The organism is Janthinobacterium sp. BHSEK, assembly GCF_056174685.1.
On the sequence record NZ_JBWBYV010000075.1, the window covers coordinates 1 to 18,849 of the forward strand.

Consider the following 18,849-nt stretch of genomic DNA (forward strand, 5'->3'; position numbering starts at 1 on the left):
GATACCAGTCTGAAGCCCGTCGATTTCGTCTCGCAACGCATCGATATCGGCGTGCGCTACGGCACCGGCAACTGGCCGGGACTGAGCGCCGACAAATTGATGGATGAAGAAGTCTATCCCGTGTGTTCGCCCGCGTTTCTGCAACAGCATGCGCCATTGCGGCAGCCGGCCGACCTGGCGCGGCAAACGCTGATTCACGACCTGTCGATGGATGGCCATGGCGATTTTCCAACGTGGGAAGCGTGGCTGCAGAAGGCGGGCGTGCGCGATAGCGCCGCCTCGCGCGGCATGAAGATCAACAATTCGGCGGCGGTGCTGCAGGCGGCGGCCGAGGGCCATGGCGTGGCGCTGGCGCGCAGCGTGATGGCGCATGACGATATCGCCTCCGGGCGGCTGGTACGCCTGTGCGGCGCGATGATTTTTCTTTCGCCGCTGGCCTACTACGTGGTCTACCGGCCGGAGTCCGCAGGCCTGCCGCGCCTGGCGACCTTTCGCGGCTGGCTGCTGGAAGAGGCAGGCAAGCAGGCCGCTGCGGTTGCACGGTAAGCCAGCCGTTGGCCGCCGTGACGCGCAGATAAGCATTGACCGCGTTTGCACGTTTGAGTATATTCATGCACATTTCTGCACGTTTTAATCTAAACCATGTCCGCCACCCTGCTCCTCAAACAACGCCACGCGCTGATCCAGCAACAATTGCATGCCGACGGACGGGTCCTGGCGCTGGACCTGGCGCGCCAGCTCGATGTGTCCGAAGACACGATACGGCGCGACCTGCGCGAAATGGCGGCGGCCGGCCTGTGCCAGCGCGTGTATGGCGGCGCCCTGCCGCTGGCGCCCGACGGCGGCACCTTGACACAGCGCAAGCAGGAAGCGCCGGAACGCAAGGCGCGCCTGGCGCAGGCGGCCGTGTCGCTCGTGCGCGCGGGCCAGGTGCTGTTTCTCGATGCGGGCTCGACCAACCTGGCCATCGCCAGCGCCTTGCCTGAGTTGGCGCTCACTGTCATCACCAATGCTCCCGCGATCGCCATGGCGCTGATGGAGCGTCCCGAGATCGAGCTGATCATGGCTGGCGGCCGGGTTGACCGCCGCGCCGGCGCCAGCCTGGGGCCGCAGGCGCTGCGCACGGTCGAGCGCATGCATCCCGACTTGTGCTTCCTCGGTGCCTGCGGCGCCGATGCGGATGCGGGCGTGACGGCGTTCAACTACGACGAGGCCGAGTTCAAGCGCAGCATCGCCGGCGCCAGCAAGGCCGTGGTGGTGGCCGCCACCAGCGACAAGCTGGGCACGGCCGCGCCCTTCGGCGTGCTGGCCACGGGCTTGCTGCAGCACCTGGTGCTGGAAGCCGATGCCGACTCTGCCCATGTGGCCGCCTTTGAACGGCTGGGCGTGCAAGTTTTGCGCGCCCGCGCCTGATCTTATCCACCCCGACTCTTGAAAAGCTCCCCCATGCATCTCACCGGCACCCTGCAACAACGCGCCACCCGCCTGGTCTTCTTCGCCGCCGGCCTCGGCATGGCCGCCTGGGCCCCGCTGGTCCCCTACGCCAAGTCGCGCCTGGGCCTCGATGAAGCGACGCTCGGCGTCTTGCTGCTGTGCCTGGGCGCCGGCTCGCTGTGCGCGATGCCGTTTACGGGCATGCTGACGGCACGCTTCGGCTGCCGCAAGGTCATCGCCGCCGCAGGTCTGCTGCTGACCGCCATCCTGCCTGGCCTGGCGCTGGCCGCCAGCCCGCTGCAACTGGGCATGGTGCTGCTGGTGTTCGGCGCGGCCATGGGCACGTTTGACGTGGCCATCAACATCCAGGCCGTGATCATCGAAAAAGCCAACGGCGGCGCCATGATGTCGGGTTTTCACGCGCTGTTCAGCGTGGGCGGCTTCGCCGGCGCGGCCTGCATGGCCCTGCTGCTGTGGCTGGGCCTGTCGCCGGCCTGGTCCTGCGCGGTGGTGATGCTGCTGCTGTGCGGCGTGCTGGGCGCGGCGCAAGGCCACTTGCTGCCGACGGCGTCCGCCTCCGGCGAAAAGACGCCGCTGTTCGTCATGCCGCACGGCGCCGTCATTTTCATCGGCTTGCTGTGCTTTATCGTCTTCCTGGCCGAAGGCGCGATTCTCGACTGGAGCGCCCTGTTCCTGACCACCACGCGCGGCGTGGAGGAAGCCAAGGGCGGCCTCGGCTACGCCGCCTTCGCCATCGCCATGACGATAGGCCGTTTCACGGGCGACAAGGTGGTCAGCCGCTTTGGCGGCAAGCGTGTGCTTACTTTCGGCGGCTTGTGCGCGGCCAGTGGCTTCTTCCTGGCCGTGCTGGCGCCGCACGCCAGCCTGGCCATGGCCGGCTTCGTGCTGATCGGCCTGGGTGCGGCAAACATCGTGCCCATCCTGTTTACGGCGGCGGGCAACCAGCATGCGATGCCGGCCAGCCTGGCCGTGGCGGCCATCACCACCATCGGCTATGCGGGCATCCTGGCCGGACCGGCCGTGATCGGCTTCGTGGCGCACGCCACCAGTCTGAATATCGCCTTCGCCATGCTGGGCGCCGCCCTGCTGCTGGTGGCCGCCAGCGCGCGCCTGGTGGCGCCGGCAAAACAGGCATCCTGATCGTCCCTCCCGCCTGTCGGACGGCGCTAAAAAAGCGCCGCCCGACAGCGTCCAAATAAGGTCCGCAGGCCTGCGGCGTGGTAAGCTTCGACCCCGCGCACATTGCTGGCGCCAGGCGGTCACCCCATCCTGTCAATTACACCCTTGTATACATCTATGGATCTCATTCTTGCGTTAAAAGCCATCATCATGGGGCTGGTCGAAGGTTTCACCGAATTCTTGCCGATTTCGTCCACGGGACATCTGATCCTGGCCGGCAGCCTGCTCGACTTTACCAAGGATGTCTCGAAAGAGGTCATGGATGTCTTCGAGATCGCCATCCAGGCCGGCGCCATCCTGGCCGTGTGCTGGGAATACCGCCAGCGCATCGGCAGCGTGCTGACCACCTTCGGCAGCGAGGCCAAGTCGCGCAAGTTCGTGCTGAACGTGGCCATCGCCTTCCTGCCGCTGGCCATCATCGGCTTAGGCGTAGGCAAGATGATCAAGCATGCGCTGTTCAAGCCAGTACCGGTCGCCATGGCCTTCATCATCGGCGGCATCATCATCTTGCTGGTCGAGCGCCGCGCGCGCACCAACCCCGTCACCGTGCGCGTCAATTCGGTCGATGAAATGACGCCGTTCGACGCCCTGAAGGTGGGCTGCGCGCAGGCGTTCGCGCTGATTCCCGGCACCAGCCGTTCCGGCTCGACCATCATCGGCGGCATGCTGCTGGGCCTGTCGCGCAAGACGGCCACCGAATTCTCGTTCTTCCTGGCCATCCCGACCCTGCTGGCGGCCACCTTCTACTCGCTGTACAAAGCGCGCGACATCCTGTCGGCCACCGACGTGCCCCTGTTCGGCCTGGGCACCGTGTCCGCCTTCATCTCCGCCTTCCTGTGCGTGCGCTGGCTGCTGCGCTATATCAGCTCGCACGACTTCACGTTTTTTGCCTGGTACCGCATCGTGTTCGGCCTGCTGGTGTTGGCCAGCGCCCACTACGGCTGGGTTGTTTGGGCAGAATAAGGCACTATGAATCAAGATCTTAACCAGCGCGCGCTGCACCTGCTGCAAACCGTTTTCGGCTACCCGGCCTTCCGCGGCCAGCAGGCCGACATCGTCGACCACGTCAGCCATGGCGGCGACGCGCTGGTGCTGATGCCCACGGGCGGCGGCAAGTCGCTGTGCTACCAGATTCCCGCGCTGCTGCGCGATGGCGTGGGCGTCGTCGTCTCGCCGCTGATCGCGCTGATGCAGGACCAGGTCGACGCGCTGGAAGAGGTCGGCGTGCGCGCCGCCTTCCTCAATTCCACGCAAACCTACGAAGAAGCGAGCCGCATCGAGCGCCTGGTGCGCACGGGCGGCATCGACGTCGTATACGTGGCGCCCGAGCGCCTGATGACGCAGCGCTGCCTGGACCTGTTCCAGGCCTCGAAGATCGCCCTGTTCGCCATCGACGAGGCGCATTGCGTGGCCCAGTGGGGCCACGACTTCCGTCCCGAATACATCAAGCTGTCGGTGCTGCACGAACAGTTCCCGGACGTGCCGCGCATCGCGCTCACGGCCACGGCCGACCCGCAGACGCGCGCCGAAATCGCCCTGCGCCTGCAGCTGGAAGACGCGCGCCAGTTCGTCTCGTCCTTCGACCGTCCGAACATCCGCTACCAGATCGTGGAAAAGGCCAACGGCCGCAAGCAGCTGCTCGACTTCATCAACACGGAACACGCGGGCGACTGCGGCATCGTGTACTGCCTGTCGCGCAAAAAGGTCGAAGAGACGGCGGAGTTTTTGAACCAGAGCGGCATCCGCGCCCTGCCCTATCACGCCGGCATGGAGTACGCCAAGCGCAGCGCCAACCAGGCGCGCTTCCTGCGCGAAGAAAACATCGTCATGGTCGCCACCATCGCCTTCGGCATGGGCATCGACAAGCCCGACGTGCGCTTCGTGGCGCATCTGGATCTGCCAAAAAGCATCGAGGGCTATTACCAGGAAACGGGGCGCGCGGGCCGCGACGGCATGGCCGCCAACGCCTGGATGGCGTACGGCTTGCAGGACGTGGTGCTGCAGCGGCGCATGATCGACGAATCCGAAGCGGACGACACCTTCAAGCGCGTGCTGGGCGTCAAACTCGACGCCATGCTGGGCCTGTGCGAAACGCTCAGCTGCCGCCGTATGCGCCTGCTCGAATACTTCGGCGAACCAGCTTCGCCATGCGGCAATTGCGACACCTGCCTGGTGCCGCCCGTGTCGTTCGACGGCACGGTGCCCGTGCAAAAACTGCTGTCGGCCATCTACCGCGTCGACCAGCGCTTCGCCGGCGGCCACGTGATCGACGTGCTGCGCGGCGTGGAGTCCGAACGCATCAAGACCTGGCACCACGATTCCCTGTCCGTCTTCGGCATCGGCTCGGACCTGGGCGAAGCGGAATGGAAATCGATTTTGCGCCAGGCCATCGCGCTGGGCCTCGTCTCGGTCGACCATGAACAATACAGCTCGCTGAAACTGACGGACGCCTCGCGCCCCGTGCTCAAGGGCGGCCAGAAGGTGCAGCTGCGCCAATACCAGAAACCGGTGAAGACCAGCAAGCGCAGCACCAGCGTGGCGAAGGGCTATGTCGAGACGGATTTGTCCACCAGCGAGCAGGCGATCTTCGACAAGCTGCGCTGGTGGCGCGTGGAAACGGCGCGCACGCACAACGTGCCCGCCTACGTGATTTTCGTCGACGCCACCCTGCGCGAAATCGCCAAGGCCAAACCCACCTCGCTCGAGCAGATGCGCGGCGTGAGCGGCGTGGGCGAGAAAAAACTGGCCTCGTACGGCGACGAAATCGTCGCCATGATCCTGGAGATGATTTGATGGAAGCACTCTCGTCCGACCTGATCTATCAGGCCGTGAAAATCCTCGGCGCCCAGCCTGACGCAGAAGACGCGGTGGAAGCGCAAGTACGTGTCCTGGTGCGGGACGAGCTCACCGTGCGCCGCCTGGCCGACGTGGTGCCTGAAGCCTTCGGCCTGGTGCTGGCGGCGCACCTTCCCGGCGCCGACAACATGATCCTGCCCGACACGTTCCGCGCGCAGGATGAGGACGGCGAATGGGTGGAGTTCCCCCTGCGCCGCGAACCGATCTTTGTCGTCGCCGCGGATATCGCCCAGCATACCTTCCACAACGGCCCGCGCGCGCTGATAAAAAATCTCGCCGACCGCAGCTCCTTGCTGTCGGCCATCAACAAGGCACTGAACGCGGGCGGCTCGCTCGATGGCACGACCCTGGGTCCGCCGTCCTTCTTCGGCCTGCCCGCCGCCCTGTACCAGCCGGCGGCCGCCCCCGATACGCCCTGACCACGCCACCTAGCCCCTGCCCTTGATAAGAGAACGCCGCCGCGATGGAAACCAAATGGCTGGAAGACTTCATCTCGCTCGCTGAAACGCATAATTTCAGCCGTTCCGCGGCCCTGCGCCACGTCACCCAGCCGGCATTCTCGCGGCGCATCCAGTCGCTGGAAAACTGGCTCGGCATCGACCTGGTCGACCGCACCTCGTATCCCACGCGCCTGACGCCGGCCGGCGCCGTGTTCTACGAGCAGGCGCTGGAAATGCTGGGGCAGATCAACGGCGTGCGCGCCCTGTTGCGCGGCAAGCGCGCGGCCACGCAAACGAGCGTCGATTTCGCCGTGCCGCACACCCTGTCGCTGACCTTCATGCCGAAGTGGCTGACGGCGCTGGAAGAAGGTTTCGCGCCCATCAACAGCCGCCTGATGGCGCTGAACGTGCACGACGCCGTGCTGCAACTGGTCGACGGCGGCTGCGACCTGCTGCTGTGCTATCACCATCCGCGCCAGCCGGTGCAGCTGGACCCGGGCCGCTACGACATGCTGGTGATGGGCCGCGAAACCCTGCGTGCGTATGCGCGCTGCGGCCAGGACAAGGTGCCGGACTTCGTCCTGCCGGGCAGCGCCAAGGAGCCGCTGCCCTTCCTTTCCTACACCAGCAACGCCTACCTGGGGCGCATGGTGGAACTGCTGCTGGCCGATGCCAAGGCGCCCCTGTTCCTGGAAACCTGCTACGAAACGGACATGGCCGAAGGCTTGAAAATGATGGCGCTGGAAGGACGCGGCATCGCCTTCCTGCCCGAATCGGCCGTCATGCGCGACGTCAAATACAAGCACCTGGCGCGCGCCGACGGCGGCGCGCCAGGCTGGGAAATCGAGCTGGAAATCCGCTTGTACCGCGAACGCCCCTCCAGCCTGCGCCCCGGCAAGCAGATCGTCGAAAGCCTGTGGCAATACTTGGTGCAGTCGCAGGAAAGCGCCGCGCGCGGCGGAAAAAAACGCCGGCGCGCAGCCTTCACCGCAATTCCATCCTGACCCCCAATCTATGCAATAAATGCATAACCGGATGCGCACAAAGCATTGGCCGGGGCATGAGGCTATCGCCTACGATGCGGTTCCGCTGCGCGCAACTCAATTGATTGCGCCTACCACAGCATTTTTGAATGCCAGGAAAAATCGTAGCGAGCGGCAGTGATTTGTGGCCGAGAAGCGCAGCTGTACGAAGGTACAGCGAGCATCGCCGGCCGCAAAGCACGACGCGCAGTAGATTTTTCGGCATTACACCACCGTTTTGTCCAGGAGCTTATCAAGCATGACCAGCAAGCACGCACTTCCTTCCTACCTCAATCCTGAAGACCTGGGCCCATGGGGCGTCTACCTCGAGCAGATCGACCGCGTTACGCCTTACCTGGGCAACCTGTCGCGCTGGGTGGAAACGCTGAAGCGTCCAAAGCGCATCCTGACGGTCGACGTGCCTATCGAGCGCGATGACGGTACCATTGCCCACTACGAAGGCTACCGCGTGCAGCACAACCTGTCGCGCGGCCCGGGTAAAGGCGGCGTGCGCTTCCACCAGGACGTGACCCTGTCGGAAGTGATGGCCCTGTCGGCCTGGATGACGGTCAAGAACGCGGCGGTCAACGTGCCATACGGCGGCGCCAAGGGCGGTATCCGCGTCGATCCGAAGACCCTGTCGCGCAACGAGTTGCAGCGCCTGACCCGCCGTTACACGAGCGAGATCAGCATGATCATCGGACCAAACAAGGATATCCCGGCGCCGGACGTCAACACGAATGAGCAAGTCATGGCGTGGATGATGGACAGCTACGCCATGATCGGCGGCAATATGTCGACCGGCGTGGTGACGGGTAAACCGATCTCGCTGGGCGGCAGCCTGGGTCGCCGCGATGCGACGGGCCGTGGCGTGTTCGTCGTCGGTTGCGATGCGGCCGCCAAGGTCGGCATGTCGCTCGAAGGCGCGAAAGTCATCGTGCAAGGTTTCGGCAACGTGGGCGGCGTCGCCGCACGCATGTTCGCTGAAGCCGGCTCGAAAGTGGTCGCGGTACAAGACCACAAGACCACCGTCGTGCATGCCGGCGGCTTGAACATTCCGCAACTGCTGGCACACGTGGCCGAAGTGGGCAGCGTCGAAGGCTTCCCGGGCGCCGAGGCATTCGTGCCGCGCGAAGATTTCTGGGGCATCGATTGCGACATCCTGATCCCGGCCGCGCTGGAACAGCAGATCACGGCTGAACGCGCACAAGTCATCCGCGCCAAGATCATCCTGGAAGGCGCCAACGGCCCGACCCTGCCGGCAGCGGACGATATCCTTACCGACCGCGGCGTATTGATCGTGCCGGACGTGCTGGCCAACGCCGGCGGCGTGACCGTCAGCTACTTCGAGTGGGCGCAGAACTTCTCGAGCTTCTTCTGGACGGAAGAAGAAATCAACAGCCGCCTGACCCGCATCATGCGCGAAGCGTTCGACGCCGTATGGCAAGTGTCGCAAGAGAAGAAAGTGTCGATGCGTACCGCCACCTTCATCCTGGCGTGCACGCGCGTGCTGCAGGCGCGCGAAGTACGCGGCCTGTATCCATAATGGCTGCCTGAGAAAATGCCTGGGGCGTTGTTGCCTGCCCCTCGCCGTACTGGCGTACTGTCTTCGGGGCGGCGCCTAGCCCCCGACATTTTTCAGGCGCCATTACTACCTTTGACGCCATTGGTTTAATGGCGCTCAAAAAAATCCCGCCACACTTGCGTGTGAGCGGGATTTTTTGTATGGGCAGCGCATGGCAACGCTGACCAGACAAGGCGCTGAAAAATCGGCGGGCGAATCACTCCATCCAGCCGCATTCAGGCATACTATTGGCACCAATATAAACAGGAATATTCATGAGCCGAATTTTAATCTCCGGAAGAACTGGCCAGGTTGGCTATGAGCTCGAACGCAGCCTGCAAGGCTTGGGAGAAATCATCGCGCTTGATCGCAGTCAAATGGATTTGAGTAATCTGCAACAGGTGCGGGACGTCATTCGCAGTGTGAAGCCTACGTTGATCGTCAACCCTGCCGCCTATACCGCAGTCGACCAGGCGGAACGCGAACCGGAACTTGCACTGCGCATCAATGGCGAAGCCCCTGGCGTCATGGCAGAGGAAGCCAAAAAGCTTGGCGCCACACTGATACATTACAGTACCGACTACGTGTTCGACGGGAGCAAGGACAGTGCCTATCTGGAAACTGATCCTACCTGTCCAGTGAATGTTTACGGCAGCAGCAAGCTGGCGGGCGAACAAGCCATTCAGGCCACGGGCGTCGCCCACCTTATCCTACGCACCAGCTGGGTATATAGCACGCATGGCAAAAACTTCCTGCTCACCATGCGCCGTCTGGCCCAGGAGCGCGACGCGCTCAATATCGTGTCAGATCAATTCGGCGCGCCGACATGGAGCCGTACCATTGCCGACACCACCGCGCATATCGTCGCGCAAAGCCTGGCCACCGCCGACCAGCAAGCGTGGTGGGACGAGCATTCCGGGCTCTACCATTTGACGGCACAAGGAAAAACCACGTGGTTTGGCTTCGCAGAAGCGATCATGGCCCATGCATCGGTCACAAAAAAGCCGCAGCTGACACCCATATTGGCATCCGAGTATCCGGTCCCGGCACAGCGACCTGCCAATTCGGTATTGTCGTCGCAGAAACTGATGGAGACTTTCTGCGGCTTACCCAACTGGCATGACGCATTAGTGCTATGCCAAAACTGAATACATCGGCCATCTCTCAGGCAAGATAGCCTTGCGGATTCTGGTGCTGCCAGCGCCAGTGGTCGCGGCACATGTCGTCGATGTTTTTCTGCGCTTGCCAGCCCAGCAATTGCTTCGCCTTGTCGGCCGAGGCGTAGCAGCTGGCGATGTCGCCAGGGCGGCGCGGCACGATGTCGTAGGGGACCTTGCGGCCGCTGGCCGCCTCGAAGGCGCGCACGGTGTCGAGCACGCTATAGCCGTGTCCTGTGCCCAGGTTGACGGTAAAGCCGCCCTCGGTGGAGAACAGGCGGTTCAACGCCGCCACATGGCCCAGCGCCAGGTCGACCACGTGGATGTAGTCGCGCACGCCCGTGCCGTCCGGCGTATCGTAGTCGTTGCCAAACACGGCCAGGCGCTCGCGGCGGCCCACTGCCACCTGGGCGATGAAGGGCATCAGATTGTTCGGGATGCCGGCCGGATCTTCACCGATCAAGCCGCTGGCATGCGCGCCGACGGGATTAAAGTAGCGTAGCACGCCGACTTGCCACTGCGCATCGGCATGCACGAGATCGGCCAGTATCTGCTCGACCATCAGCTTGGAGCGGCCATACGGGTTGGTCACGGACAGGCGCGACGATTCCAGGATCGGCAAGGCTTCCGGATCGCCATACACGGTGGCCGACGAACTGAACACAAAACGCTTCACATTCGCCGCCGCCAGCACTTCCAGCAGCGCCACGGTGCCCGACACATTGTTGTCCATGTACATCAACGGCTGGGCCACGGACTCGCCCACTGCTTTCAAGCCGGCGAAGTGGATCACCGCATCGATGGCGTGCTCACGCAAGACGGCGGCCATGGCCGCGCGGTCGCGCACGTCCGCTTCATAGAAGGGCACGCTTTTGCCGGAGATGCGCTCCACGCGCACCATCGCTTCGCGCGCGCTATTGCACAGATTATCCACCGCGACGACGTCAAAGCCGGCAGCCAGCAATTCGACACAGGTATGCGAACCGATGAAACCGGATGCGCCGGTCACGAGTATTTTCTTGGACATAATATCAATCAATGCAAAAAAGATAAGACTACCGTAATTCACCCACTTTGCCTAGCCAGCACACGATAAAGCGCGCATGAAAAAAGCCTGCGGCGTCGCCGCGGCAGGCTTGATCTCGTGCACACGGCACAGGTGGGCAAACCGCCAAAGTTACTTCTTGATGAACACCAGGTCCCACACGCCATGGCCCAGCTTCAAGCCACGGTTTTCAAACTTGGTCAGCGGACGATACGCCGGCTGCGGCGCATAAGCGTCGGCGCTATTGCGCAACTGCGGCTCGGCGCCCAGCACTTCCAGCATTTGTACCGCGTAATCTTCCCAATCGGTGGCGCAATGCAGATAGCCGCCCGGCGCCAGGCGGTCGGTCAATTGCTGAACAAAAGGCGACTGGATCAACCGGCGCTTGTTGTGGCGCGCCTTGTGCCATGGATCAGGGAAGAACACGTGGATGCCGGCCAGGGAATTGGCGGGAATCATGTGCGTCAGCACTTCCACGGCATCATGCTGCAGCAGGCGCAGATTCGTCAGCGACTCTTCGCCGATCAGCTTCAACAGGCTGCCCACACCAGGCGTGTGCACTTCGACACCGATGAAATCCTTCTCCGGCATGGCTTTCGCGATATGCGCCGTCGTCGCGCCCATGCCGAAACCGATTTCCAGGATGACCGGCGCCTTGCGCCCGAACACCTGCTCGAAGTCCATGGATTCCTTGGCGAAAGGCAACAGGAACTGCGGTCCCAAGGTCTCGAGCGCGCGCGCCTGCGCGACAGACAGCCGTCCCGCGCGGGTCACGAAGCTGCGGATGCGGTGTTCGGTCGGATCGTACATCATCGGCCGCGCCGGGCCGTTTGCTGGGGTATCAGAGGACATGGGAATGAAGAAAATAGTGGCGGCGCCGCACAAAGCCAGGCGCCAGCGGAAAATGGAGCGGGTGAAGGGAATCGAACCCTCGTCGTAAGCTTGGGAAGCTTCTGCTCTACCATTGAGCTACACCCGCGAAGCCTGCATTTTACGCGGGATGGCAAGGACTTGGCAAACTTGTGGGTTGCTTTCGAATTCATCAGGAATTCTTGCGATCTTTGACAAAAAACACATAGGATCGCATCGGCACGCCAGTGTTTTGTTGATAGAGAACAACGTCGCGGGCAGCCAGGGACGGTGATTGGTCCGGTATACGGCTAAAATAGAATAAATTATTGTTGCCATGAACTGTGTGGCACAGACTAGCAGAAGAAATGTTGCTACAATCGCGTGACAGTTTAGCATTCCCGCTGTTCAACCTAAAAGGATATCCCATGAAGAAAATTCTGATCGCTTCGGCAATCCTGTGCTTCGCTTCCGCGCAAGCCATGGCTCAATCGGCACCAGCTCCTGCTCCAGCAGCCGCTGCTCCAGCAGCTGGCGCCGCTGCCGGCACCACCGTTGCCGGCCTGAGCGTCAGCACCATGATCGCAATCGGCGCAGCAGTTGCCGTTGTGGCCGGTGCTGCCAGCTCGGATTCGACCACCGCGCACACCACCCCAACCCACCATTAATACCTGGCTGCCCAGGCAGCGACAGGTAGGCCCAGCCTGCAGCTTGATGTCGAGCCGAAAGGTGACGGCCTGGTGCCGCAATAGTTGACATAGTCAAATATATTGACTGTTGCAAAAAAAAGCCCTTTTCATTTGAAAATGGGCTTTTTTACTTTTTATCAAACATCAAAAAGATTGGCAGCAATCTTTCTGCTATGGACGAATGATGTCATATCGTATGGTCACGCCTGCGATCCTCATCTATTCATTAAGAGATCCGCTTTCATGCCATTGAAATATCCCGCAACCTCCCTTCAGTTACCATGAAGAATCAGCCCTTCTTCAAGCGCATGGGATTTGCCCTGCAGGGGATGAGCGCTGCATTCCGCATGGAGTCGAGCTTTCGCCTGCAATGCCTGGCTGCCCTGATGGTGCTTATCGTACTCTCCTGGTGCAAACCTGCCTTGATATGGTGGGCCTTGCTGTTGCTCAATTGCGGCATGGTTCTGGCTGCGGAATTGTTTAATACCGCGCTGGAACATCTGATCGATCACCTCCACCCATCCCTGCATCCCAGCATCAAGATTGCCAAGGACTGCGCAGCAGGAGCAGTGTTGCTTCTCAGCATGACGGCTGTGGGCGTGTTTGTTGCTTTTTTGCTTGAAACGTTGTGTGCCAAGTAGAAATATCTGGGCAGCAAACTACAATACAAGGCGCGCTGGAGTGCGCACCTGTCAGAGTCTATAGAGACTATACAAAATACAAAGATTTCTATAATTCATTAAAATATTGCCCCGACTGGCAATATTGACTTTTTTCTAGCACGTACGCCGCCGTATAAGAGTGCGACAAGCCGGGTAAGTTTTAATACATGACGGATTACTCTGCTCTATCCAATATTAAATTTAAATTGAAGCACAAATGACTATTTCCCTCTTACCCGTAATTCTTTGTGGTGGTTCGGGCACACGTTTATGGCCGCTGTCACGCGAGGCCTTTCCCAAGCAGTTTCTGCGCTTGTCGACGCAGGGCAGCATGCTGCAACAGACGCTGCAGCGCCTGGCCGGCATCCACACTGTGTCGCCAGCACTGCTGGTATGCAACGACTCCTCGCGTTTCATTGTCGCGGAGCAAGTGCGTGAGATCGGCCTGGAAAATAGCCGCATGTTACTTGAGCCCATGCGCCGCAATACGGCGCCGGCGATCGCTTCAGCCGCCTTGCATGCGATGGAGAATGGCGAAGATCCGTTACTGCTGGTGCTGCCATCGGACCACGTCATTTTGGATACCCCGGCTTTCCATCGCGCCATCGCGCTGGCGCGTACTGCCGCAGAGGCGGGTCAGTTACTCACTTTCGGCATCACGCCAACGGGAGCGGAAACAGGGTACGGCTATATTCGCGCCGAAGGCGCCGCTGCGGGCCAGGTCCAGCGCGTACTTGAATTCGTGGAAAAACCAGCCTTGGCGCTGGCAGAACAATATATTGCCAGCGGCGATTACTTCTGGAACAGCGGCATGTTCCTGTTCCGCGCCAGCCGCTACCTGGAAGAGCTGGCACAGTTCCAGCCCGCCGTCCTGGCCGCGTGCCGCGCTGCCATCGCCGCCGCGAAAAGCGACCTCGACTTCATTCGCCTTGACAAGGATGCCTACGCCGCCAGCCCCGATATCGCCGTTGACTACGCCGTCATGGAACGCACCAGCCATGCGGCTACCATCGCCCTTGATGCCGGCTGGAATGATATCGGCTCCTGGAAAGCCGTATTCGACGTGGCGGAAAAGGATGCCAGCCAGAATAGCACCCAAGGCGACGTGCTGATCCAGGATTGCAACGATTGCCTGGTGCACAGCAGTAGCCGCCTGGTCACTGCAATCGGCATGCGCAATACCGTTATCGTGGAAACCGCCGACGCCGTGCTGGTCATGGATGCGGATCAGGCACAACAGACCAAAACCATGGTCGCACAACTGGTCGCCAGGGAGCGTCCCGAGGCCACCATGCACCGTGAAGTCTTCCGTCCATGGGGCTCCTATGATTCCATCGGCAATGGCGAACGTTTTCAGGTCAAGCGGATCACGGTCAAGCCTGGCGCCAAGCTGTCATTGCAAATGCATCACCACCGCGCCGAGCACTGGATCGTGGTCTCCGGCACGGCCCAGATCACCAATGGCGACAAGGAATATTTGCTGACCGAAAACCAGTCTACCTATATTCCCCTCGGCATCGTCCACTCCCTGGCCAACCCGGGCAAGCTACCGCTGGAACTGATTGAAATTCAATCGGGTAGCTACCTTGGGGAAGACGATATCGTCCGATTTGAAGACCGCTACGGCCGCGCTTGACCGAGCAGGACACAATCACCCTGCATGCAGCACCGCAAGAATTCACACTGAAGTTTATAAGGTTAAGCAAGTCATCATGAAACCAATCGAAGGCATCTTTGTACAAGAAGTGAAATGGTATTGCAGCAGCAGGGCAGAAAAATATTTTCTCACCTTTGCCGATGCACTGGCCATGTTCATGGCATTCTGGCTCGCTGGCAAATGGACGCTCGATGCCACCGGCTTGAACAGCTTCGGGCTGGATAGCTCGCGCCTGCTCAGTTACAGCCTGCTCTCCGTGGTCACTGTGGCGATCTTCAAGCTGAAGGGCCATCATGCCAAACGCCGTCCATACTCGAATGAAATCAAGGAAATCCTGAAAATCGCCATGGTCATGGGCCTGATTGACGCGGCCCTGGTCTTCCTCGACAAACGCGACTCCTCGCGCGAAGCGCTGCTGGCTACCTGGTTGCTGGTGCCGTGCTGTGCCTTGCTGCTGCGCGGCCTGGTCAAATACCTGTTGATGAAGGCGGGCGGCTGGATACGCCCCATGGTCATCATCGGATGGGGTGATAATGCCTTGCAAACTGCGCGTGCCTTCGATGAGGAAGCGTTGATGGGCTATCGTCTGATTGCATTCCTGATACCGGAAGGCCAAGACCGCCTGGAACATCACTATGTGAATCGCAGCAAGCAGGTTGTGCCCTGCATTTCGTTGGGTCAGAGTCCGGAACAAACACTCAAGCTGCTGGGCGATCCGCATACGGTTGTCGCGCTGGAACAGGGCGGCATTGACGCTTATCAGGGCATGATCCAGCAGGTCAGCCGTTGCGTTGCCAATATGCAAGTGGTGCCAGCCGTACGCGGCCTGCCCCTGTACGGCATGGAAGTCAACCATTTCTTTACACATGAAGTCTTGCTGCTGACCATGCGCAACAATCTGGCGCGGCCAGGTTTGCAACTGATTAAACGCTGCTTTGATCTGACGGCCTCGATCTGCGTGATGATCGTCGGCGCCCCCATCTTGCTGTGGATCGCGGCCAAGGTCATGGCATCGGGTCGTCCCATCTTCTACGGCCACAAACGCGTGGGCCAGAATGGCAAGCATTTTCTCTGCTACAAGTTCCGCACCATGGCCGTGAATGCCGACGTCTTGCTCAAGGAGCTACTGGAGCGCGATCCTGAAGCCCGTGCCGAATGGGACCGTGACTTCAAGCTGAAAAACGACCCTCGCATCACCTCGATCGGCCACTTCCTGCGCCGGACCAGCCTTGATGAATTGCCGCAACTATGGAACGTACTGAAAGGCGAGATGAGCCTGGTCGGTCCGCGGCCGGTTGTCGATGCCGAACTGGAACGTTATGGCAACCAGATCGACTATTACCTTGAAGCCAAGCCCGGGGTCACGGGTCTATGGCAAGTCAGCGGCAGGAACGACGTCAGCTACGATACGCGTGTCTATCTCGATGCCTGGTATGTCAAGAACTGGTCTCTATTCAATGACATTGTCATCCTGTTGAAAACGGTTAAAGTCATTTTCAAGAAAGATGGCGCGTATTAACAACGCAGTCTACAAATTTAGTAATTTACAAGCAAGAAAAGGATAACAGCATGATTTTAGTGACTGGCGGCGCCGGCTTCATCGGTTCCAATTTTGTACGCGACTGGCTGGCGCTCAACGATGAGCCCGTGATCAATTTTGACAAACTGACCTATGCTGGCAATCTCAGCAATCTGGCAAGCCTGGAACAGGACCCCCGGCATATCTTTGTACGCGGCGATATTTGCGACACCGCCCACATCTCCCGCCTGTTGGCAGAACACCAGCCACGCGCCATCGTGCATTTTGCCGCAGAGAGCCATGTCGATCGTTCGATCCATAGCCCCGGCGAATTCATTTCGACCAACGTCAATGGTACCTTCAGTCTGCTCGAAGCCGCACGCGCTTACTGGTCCGGCCTGACGGGCGAAGCCAAGGATGGCTTCCGCTTCCTGCACGTCTCGACCGATGAAGTGTATGGCACCCTGGGACCGCATGACCCGCCATTCACGGAAACAACGCCATATGCACCCAACAGCCCGTACTCCGCATCGAAAGCGGCCTCCGACCATCTGGTGCGCGCGTATTTCCATACGTATGGCATGCCAGTGCTCACCACCAACTGTTCGAACAATTATGGTTCCTTCCATTTCCCGGAAAAACTGATTCCGCTCATCATCAGCAATGCCCGTGCCGGCAAAGCCTTGCCTATCTATGGCGATGGCATGCAAGTGCGCGACTGGCTGTACGTGGGCGACCATTGCTCGGCGATCCGCCGCGTGCTGGAAGCGGGGCGCCTGGGCGAGGTCTACAATGTTGGCGGCTGGAATGAAATGGCCAATCTGGACGTCGTGCATACCTTGTGCGACATCCTCGATACGCTCGATCCCAAGGCATCGGGCAGCTATCGCGAACAAATCACCTATGTGCAGGATCGCCCGGGCCACGACCGCCGCTATGCCATCGATGCGCGCAAGATCGAACGAGAACTGGGCTGGAAGCCGGCCGAAACCTTCGCTACCGGCATTCGCAAGACCGTGCAGTGGTATCTGGACAACCAGGCCTGGGTACGCGACGTCCAATCGGGCGACTACCTGAAGTGGGTGGAGAAAAACTACGGGGCACGCGATACGGCACTGGAGCAGAAATAATGGGGGCCGCCATCGAACGCAAGGGCATCATCCTGGCTGGCGGTTCCGGCACGCGCCTGTACCCCGTCACCATGGCCGTGTCGAAGCAGCTGCTGCCCGTGTATGACAAACCGATGATCTACTATCCGCTGACCACCCTGATGCTGGCCGGCATACGCGACATCCTGATCATTTCTACACCACAAGATACACCGCGCTTCCAGGAATTGCTGGGCGACGGCAGCCAGTGGGGTATCCGCCTAAGCTACGCTGTGCAGCCCAGCCCGGATGGACTCGCACAGGCCTTCATCATCGGCAAGGAATTTGTCGGCGATGCACCATCGGCCCTGATTTTGGGCGACAACATCTATTACGGTCACGACTTTGAATCGCAGTTACGTGAAGCCTCGGCACGCACCAGCGGCTCGACCGTATTTGCCTATCACGTACACGATCCGGAACGCTATGGCGTGGTCGACTTCGATGAGCAACGGCGCGCTATCAGCATTGAAGAGAAGCCACTCAAGCCAAAATCGAACTACGCCGTCACCGGCCTGTATTTCTACGACAGCCAGGTGTGCGATATCGCTGCCGGCATCGTTCCGTCACCACGTGGCGAGCTGGAAATCACCGACGTCAACCGCACCTATCTGGAACGCGGGCAGTTGACAGTCGAGCTGATGGGCCGTGGCATGGCTTGGCTCGATACCGGCACGCATGAGTCCTTGCTGGAGGCGGGCCAGTTCATCGCCACCATCGAGAACCGTCAAGGTCTGAAAGTCGCCTGCCCTGAAGAAATCGCCTACCGTCGCGGCTATATCGACGCTGCCAAACTAGAGGCATTGGCGCAACCCTTGAAAAAGAACGCTTACGGCCAGTATCTGCTGCGCCTGCTCGAAGAAAAAATATACTAACGCCTGAACGGCTCATTTCACACCATGCAAATTCAAACCACCGCCATACCTGATGTCCTGATCATCGAACCGACCGTGTTCGGCGATGACCGCGGCTTCTTCTACGAAAGCTTCAACCAGAAGCGTTTTACCGAACTGACCGGCGTCACGCGCGACTTCGTACAGGACAATCATTCCAAATCAGCCAAAGACGTCTTGCGCGGCCTGCACTATCAAATCCAGCAACCGCAGGGCAAGCTGGTACGTGTGACCGCAGGGGAGGTGTTCGATGTGGCCGTCGACCTGCGCAAAAGCTCCGCAACCTTCGGACACTGGGTCGGCGTGACTTTATCAGCAGCCAACAAACGCCAGTTGTGGATACCGGAAGGCTTTGCGCACGGCTTTGTTGTGACCAGTGACAACGCCGAATTTCTGTACAAGACGACCGACTATTGGGCGCCAGAGTTCGAGCGCAGCATCCTGTGGAACGACCCAGCCATCGGAATCGATTGGCCACTCGATGGCGAGCCGCTATTGTCAGGCAAGGACAAAGCCGGCACCCTATTGGCCAATGCGGACGTCTTCGCCTAAGCGGTACGCAATATAGCCGCGCTATCATTACGAGAAAAAATATGAGGCGGATCCTTGGTTACAGAAAAGACCATTCAGGTTGGCTACGAGCTGGAACCTAGCTTGCAAGGATTGTGAGAAATCATTGCGCTCGACCGCAGGCAGATGATTCTCACCAATCTC

The 18,849-nt window shown here is 60.3% G+C and carries 18 protein-coding genes and 1 tRNA gene; 16 read left to right on the plus strand and 3 right to left on the minus strand.

The window, feature by feature from the left end; all coding sequences use genetic code 11:
* The 9 genes from AC0V2Y_RS23230 to rfbD all read left to right on the plus strand — a co-directional run.
* Positions 1 to 546: LysR substrate-binding domain-containing protein (locus AC0V2Y_RS23230; protein WP_475418376.1), on the plus strand; the 546-nt coding region annotated here is incomplete at its 5' end.
* Positions 547 to 642: 96 nt separating this feature from the next.
* Positions 643 to 1,413 (plus strand): DeoR/GlpR family DNA-binding transcription regulator, encoded by a 771-nt coding sequence (locus tag AC0V2Y_RS23235; RefSeq protein WP_475417876.1) that lies wholly within the window; start codon positions 643 to 645, stop codon positions 1,411 to 1,413.
* A gap of 33 nt (positions 1,414 to 1,446) precedes the next feature.
* Positions 1,447 to 2,595: an MFS transporter gene (locus AC0V2Y_RS23240; RefSeq protein WP_475417875.1), complete on the plus strand. Its 1,149-nt coding sequence runs from the start codon at positions 1,447 to 1,449 to the stop codon at positions 2,593 to 2,595.
* Positions 2,596 to 2,751: 156 nt separating this feature from the next.
* Positions 2,752 to 3,597, plus strand: a complete 846-nt coding sequence (locus AC0V2Y_RS23245; RefSeq protein ID WP_475417874.1) for an undecaprenyl-diphosphate phosphatase — start codon at positions 2,752 to 2,754, stop codon at positions 3,595 to 3,597.
* A 6-nt stretch (positions 3,598 to 3,603) separates the two neighbouring features.
* On the plus strand, positions 3,604 to 5,427 hold the full coding sequence (gene recQ, locus AC0V2Y_RS23250; RefSeq protein WP_475417873.1) for a DNA helicase RecQ: 1,824 nt from the start codon (positions 3,604 to 3,606) through the stop codon (positions 5,425 to 5,427).
* Positions 5,424 to 5,909: a hypothetical protein gene (locus AC0V2Y_RS23255; protein WP_475417872.1), complete on the plus strand. Its 486-nt coding sequence runs from the start codon at positions 5,424 to 5,426 to the stop codon at positions 5,907 to 5,909. Before recQ ends, AC0V2Y_RS23255 begins: the two co-directional genes overlap by 4 nt.
* Positions 5,910 to 5,953: 44 nt before the next feature.
* Positions 5,954 to 6,934: a LysR family transcriptional regulator gene (locus AC0V2Y_RS23260; RefSeq protein ID WP_475417871.1), complete on the plus strand. Its 981-nt coding sequence runs from the start codon at positions 5,954 to 5,956 to the stop codon at positions 6,932 to 6,934.
* Between the two features lie 277 nt (positions 6,935 to 7,211).
* Positions 7,212 to 8,498, plus strand: coding sequence for a Glu/Leu/Phe/Val family dehydrogenase (locus AC0V2Y_RS23265; RefSeq protein WP_034785857.1), 1,287 nt, complete (start codon positions 7,212 to 7,214; stop codon positions 8,496 to 8,498).
* A 293-nt stretch (positions 8,499 to 8,791) separates the two neighbouring features.
* The gene (rfbD, locus tag AC0V2Y_RS23270; RefSeq protein WP_475417870.1) at positions 8,792 to 9,664 is read left to right on the plus strand and encodes a dTDP-4-dehydrorhamnose reductase; all 873 of its coding nucleotides are present in this window, start codon (positions 8,792 to 8,794) and stop codon (positions 9,662 to 9,664) included.
* Positions 9,665 to 9,680: 16 nt separating this feature from the next.
* Here rfbD and galE read toward each other — a convergent pair whose 3' ends face one another.
* The 3 genes from galE to AC0V2Y_RS23285 form a co-directional block, all read right to left on the minus strand.
* Complete coding sequence (gene galE / locus AC0V2Y_RS23275) at positions 9,681 to 10,700, minus strand: UDP-glucose 4-epimerase GalE (RefSeq protein ID WP_475417869.1); 1,020 nt, start codon at positions 10,698 to 10,700, stop codon at positions 9,681 to 9,683.
* Positions 10,701 to 10,850: 150 nt separating this feature from the next.
* Positions 10,851 to 11,531, minus strand: a complete 681-nt coding sequence (trmB, locus tag AC0V2Y_RS23280) for a tRNA (guanosine(46)-N7)-methyltransferase TrmB (protein ID WP_475417868.1) — start codon at positions 11,529 to 11,531, stop codon at positions 10,851 to 10,853.
* Positions 11,532 to 11,623: 92 nt separating this feature from the next.
* Positions 11,624 to 11,697 (minus strand) — tRNA-Gly (locus AC0V2Y_RS23285).
* 298 nt (positions 11,698 to 11,995) lie between these two features.
* Between AC0V2Y_RS23285 and AC0V2Y_RS23290 the strand changes: the two genes are divergently transcribed.
* The 7 genes from AC0V2Y_RS23290 to rfbC all read left to right on the plus strand — a co-directional run bounded on the left by AC0V2Y_RS23290 (position 11,996) and on the right by rfbC (position 18,687).
* Positions 11,996 to 12,235: a hypothetical protein gene (locus AC0V2Y_RS23290; RefSeq protein ID WP_139143361.1), complete on the plus strand. Its 240-nt coding sequence runs from the start codon at positions 11,996 to 11,998 to the stop codon at positions 12,233 to 12,235.
* Between the two features lie 302 nt (positions 12,236 to 12,537).
* Positions 12,538 to 12,897, plus strand: a complete 360-nt coding sequence (locus AC0V2Y_RS23295; protein ID WP_475417867.1) for a diacylglycerol kinase — start codon at positions 12,538 to 12,540, stop codon at positions 12,895 to 12,897.
* A gap of 238 nt (positions 12,898 to 13,135) precedes the next feature.
* Positions 13,136 to 14,554, plus strand: coding sequence for a mannose-1-phosphate guanylyltransferase/mannose-6-phosphate isomerase (locus tag AC0V2Y_RS23300; RefSeq protein ID WP_475417866.1), 1,419 nt, complete (start codon positions 13,136 to 13,138; stop codon positions 14,552 to 14,554).
* 76 nt (positions 14,555 to 14,630) lie between these two features.
* Positions 14,631 to 16,094, plus strand: a complete 1,464-nt coding sequence (gene wbaP, locus AC0V2Y_RS23305) for an undecaprenyl-phosphate galactose phosphotransferase WbaP (RefSeq protein ID WP_475417865.1) — start codon at positions 14,631 to 14,633, stop codon at positions 16,092 to 16,094.
* 50 nt (positions 16,095 to 16,144) lie between these two features.
* Positions 16,145 to 17,224, plus strand: a complete 1,080-nt coding sequence (gene rfbB, locus AC0V2Y_RS23310; protein WP_475417864.1) for a dTDP-glucose 4,6-dehydratase — start codon at positions 16,145 to 16,147, stop codon at positions 17,222 to 17,224.
* Positions 17,224 to 18,117: a glucose-1-phosphate thymidylyltransferase RfbA gene (rfbA, locus tag AC0V2Y_RS23315; protein ID WP_475417863.1), complete on the plus strand. Its 894-nt coding sequence runs from the start codon at positions 17,224 to 17,226 to the stop codon at positions 18,115 to 18,117. Before rfbB ends, rfbA begins: the two co-directional genes overlap by 1 nt.
* A gap of 24 nt (positions 18,118 to 18,141) precedes the next feature.
* Positions 18,142 to 18,687 (plus strand): dTDP-4-dehydrorhamnose 3,5-epimerase, encoded by a 546-nt coding sequence (gene rfbC / locus AC0V2Y_RS23320; RefSeq protein ID WP_475417862.1) that lies wholly within the window; start codon positions 18,142 to 18,144, stop codon positions 18,685 to 18,687.
* Positions 18,688 to 18,849 lie beyond the last annotated feature (162 nt).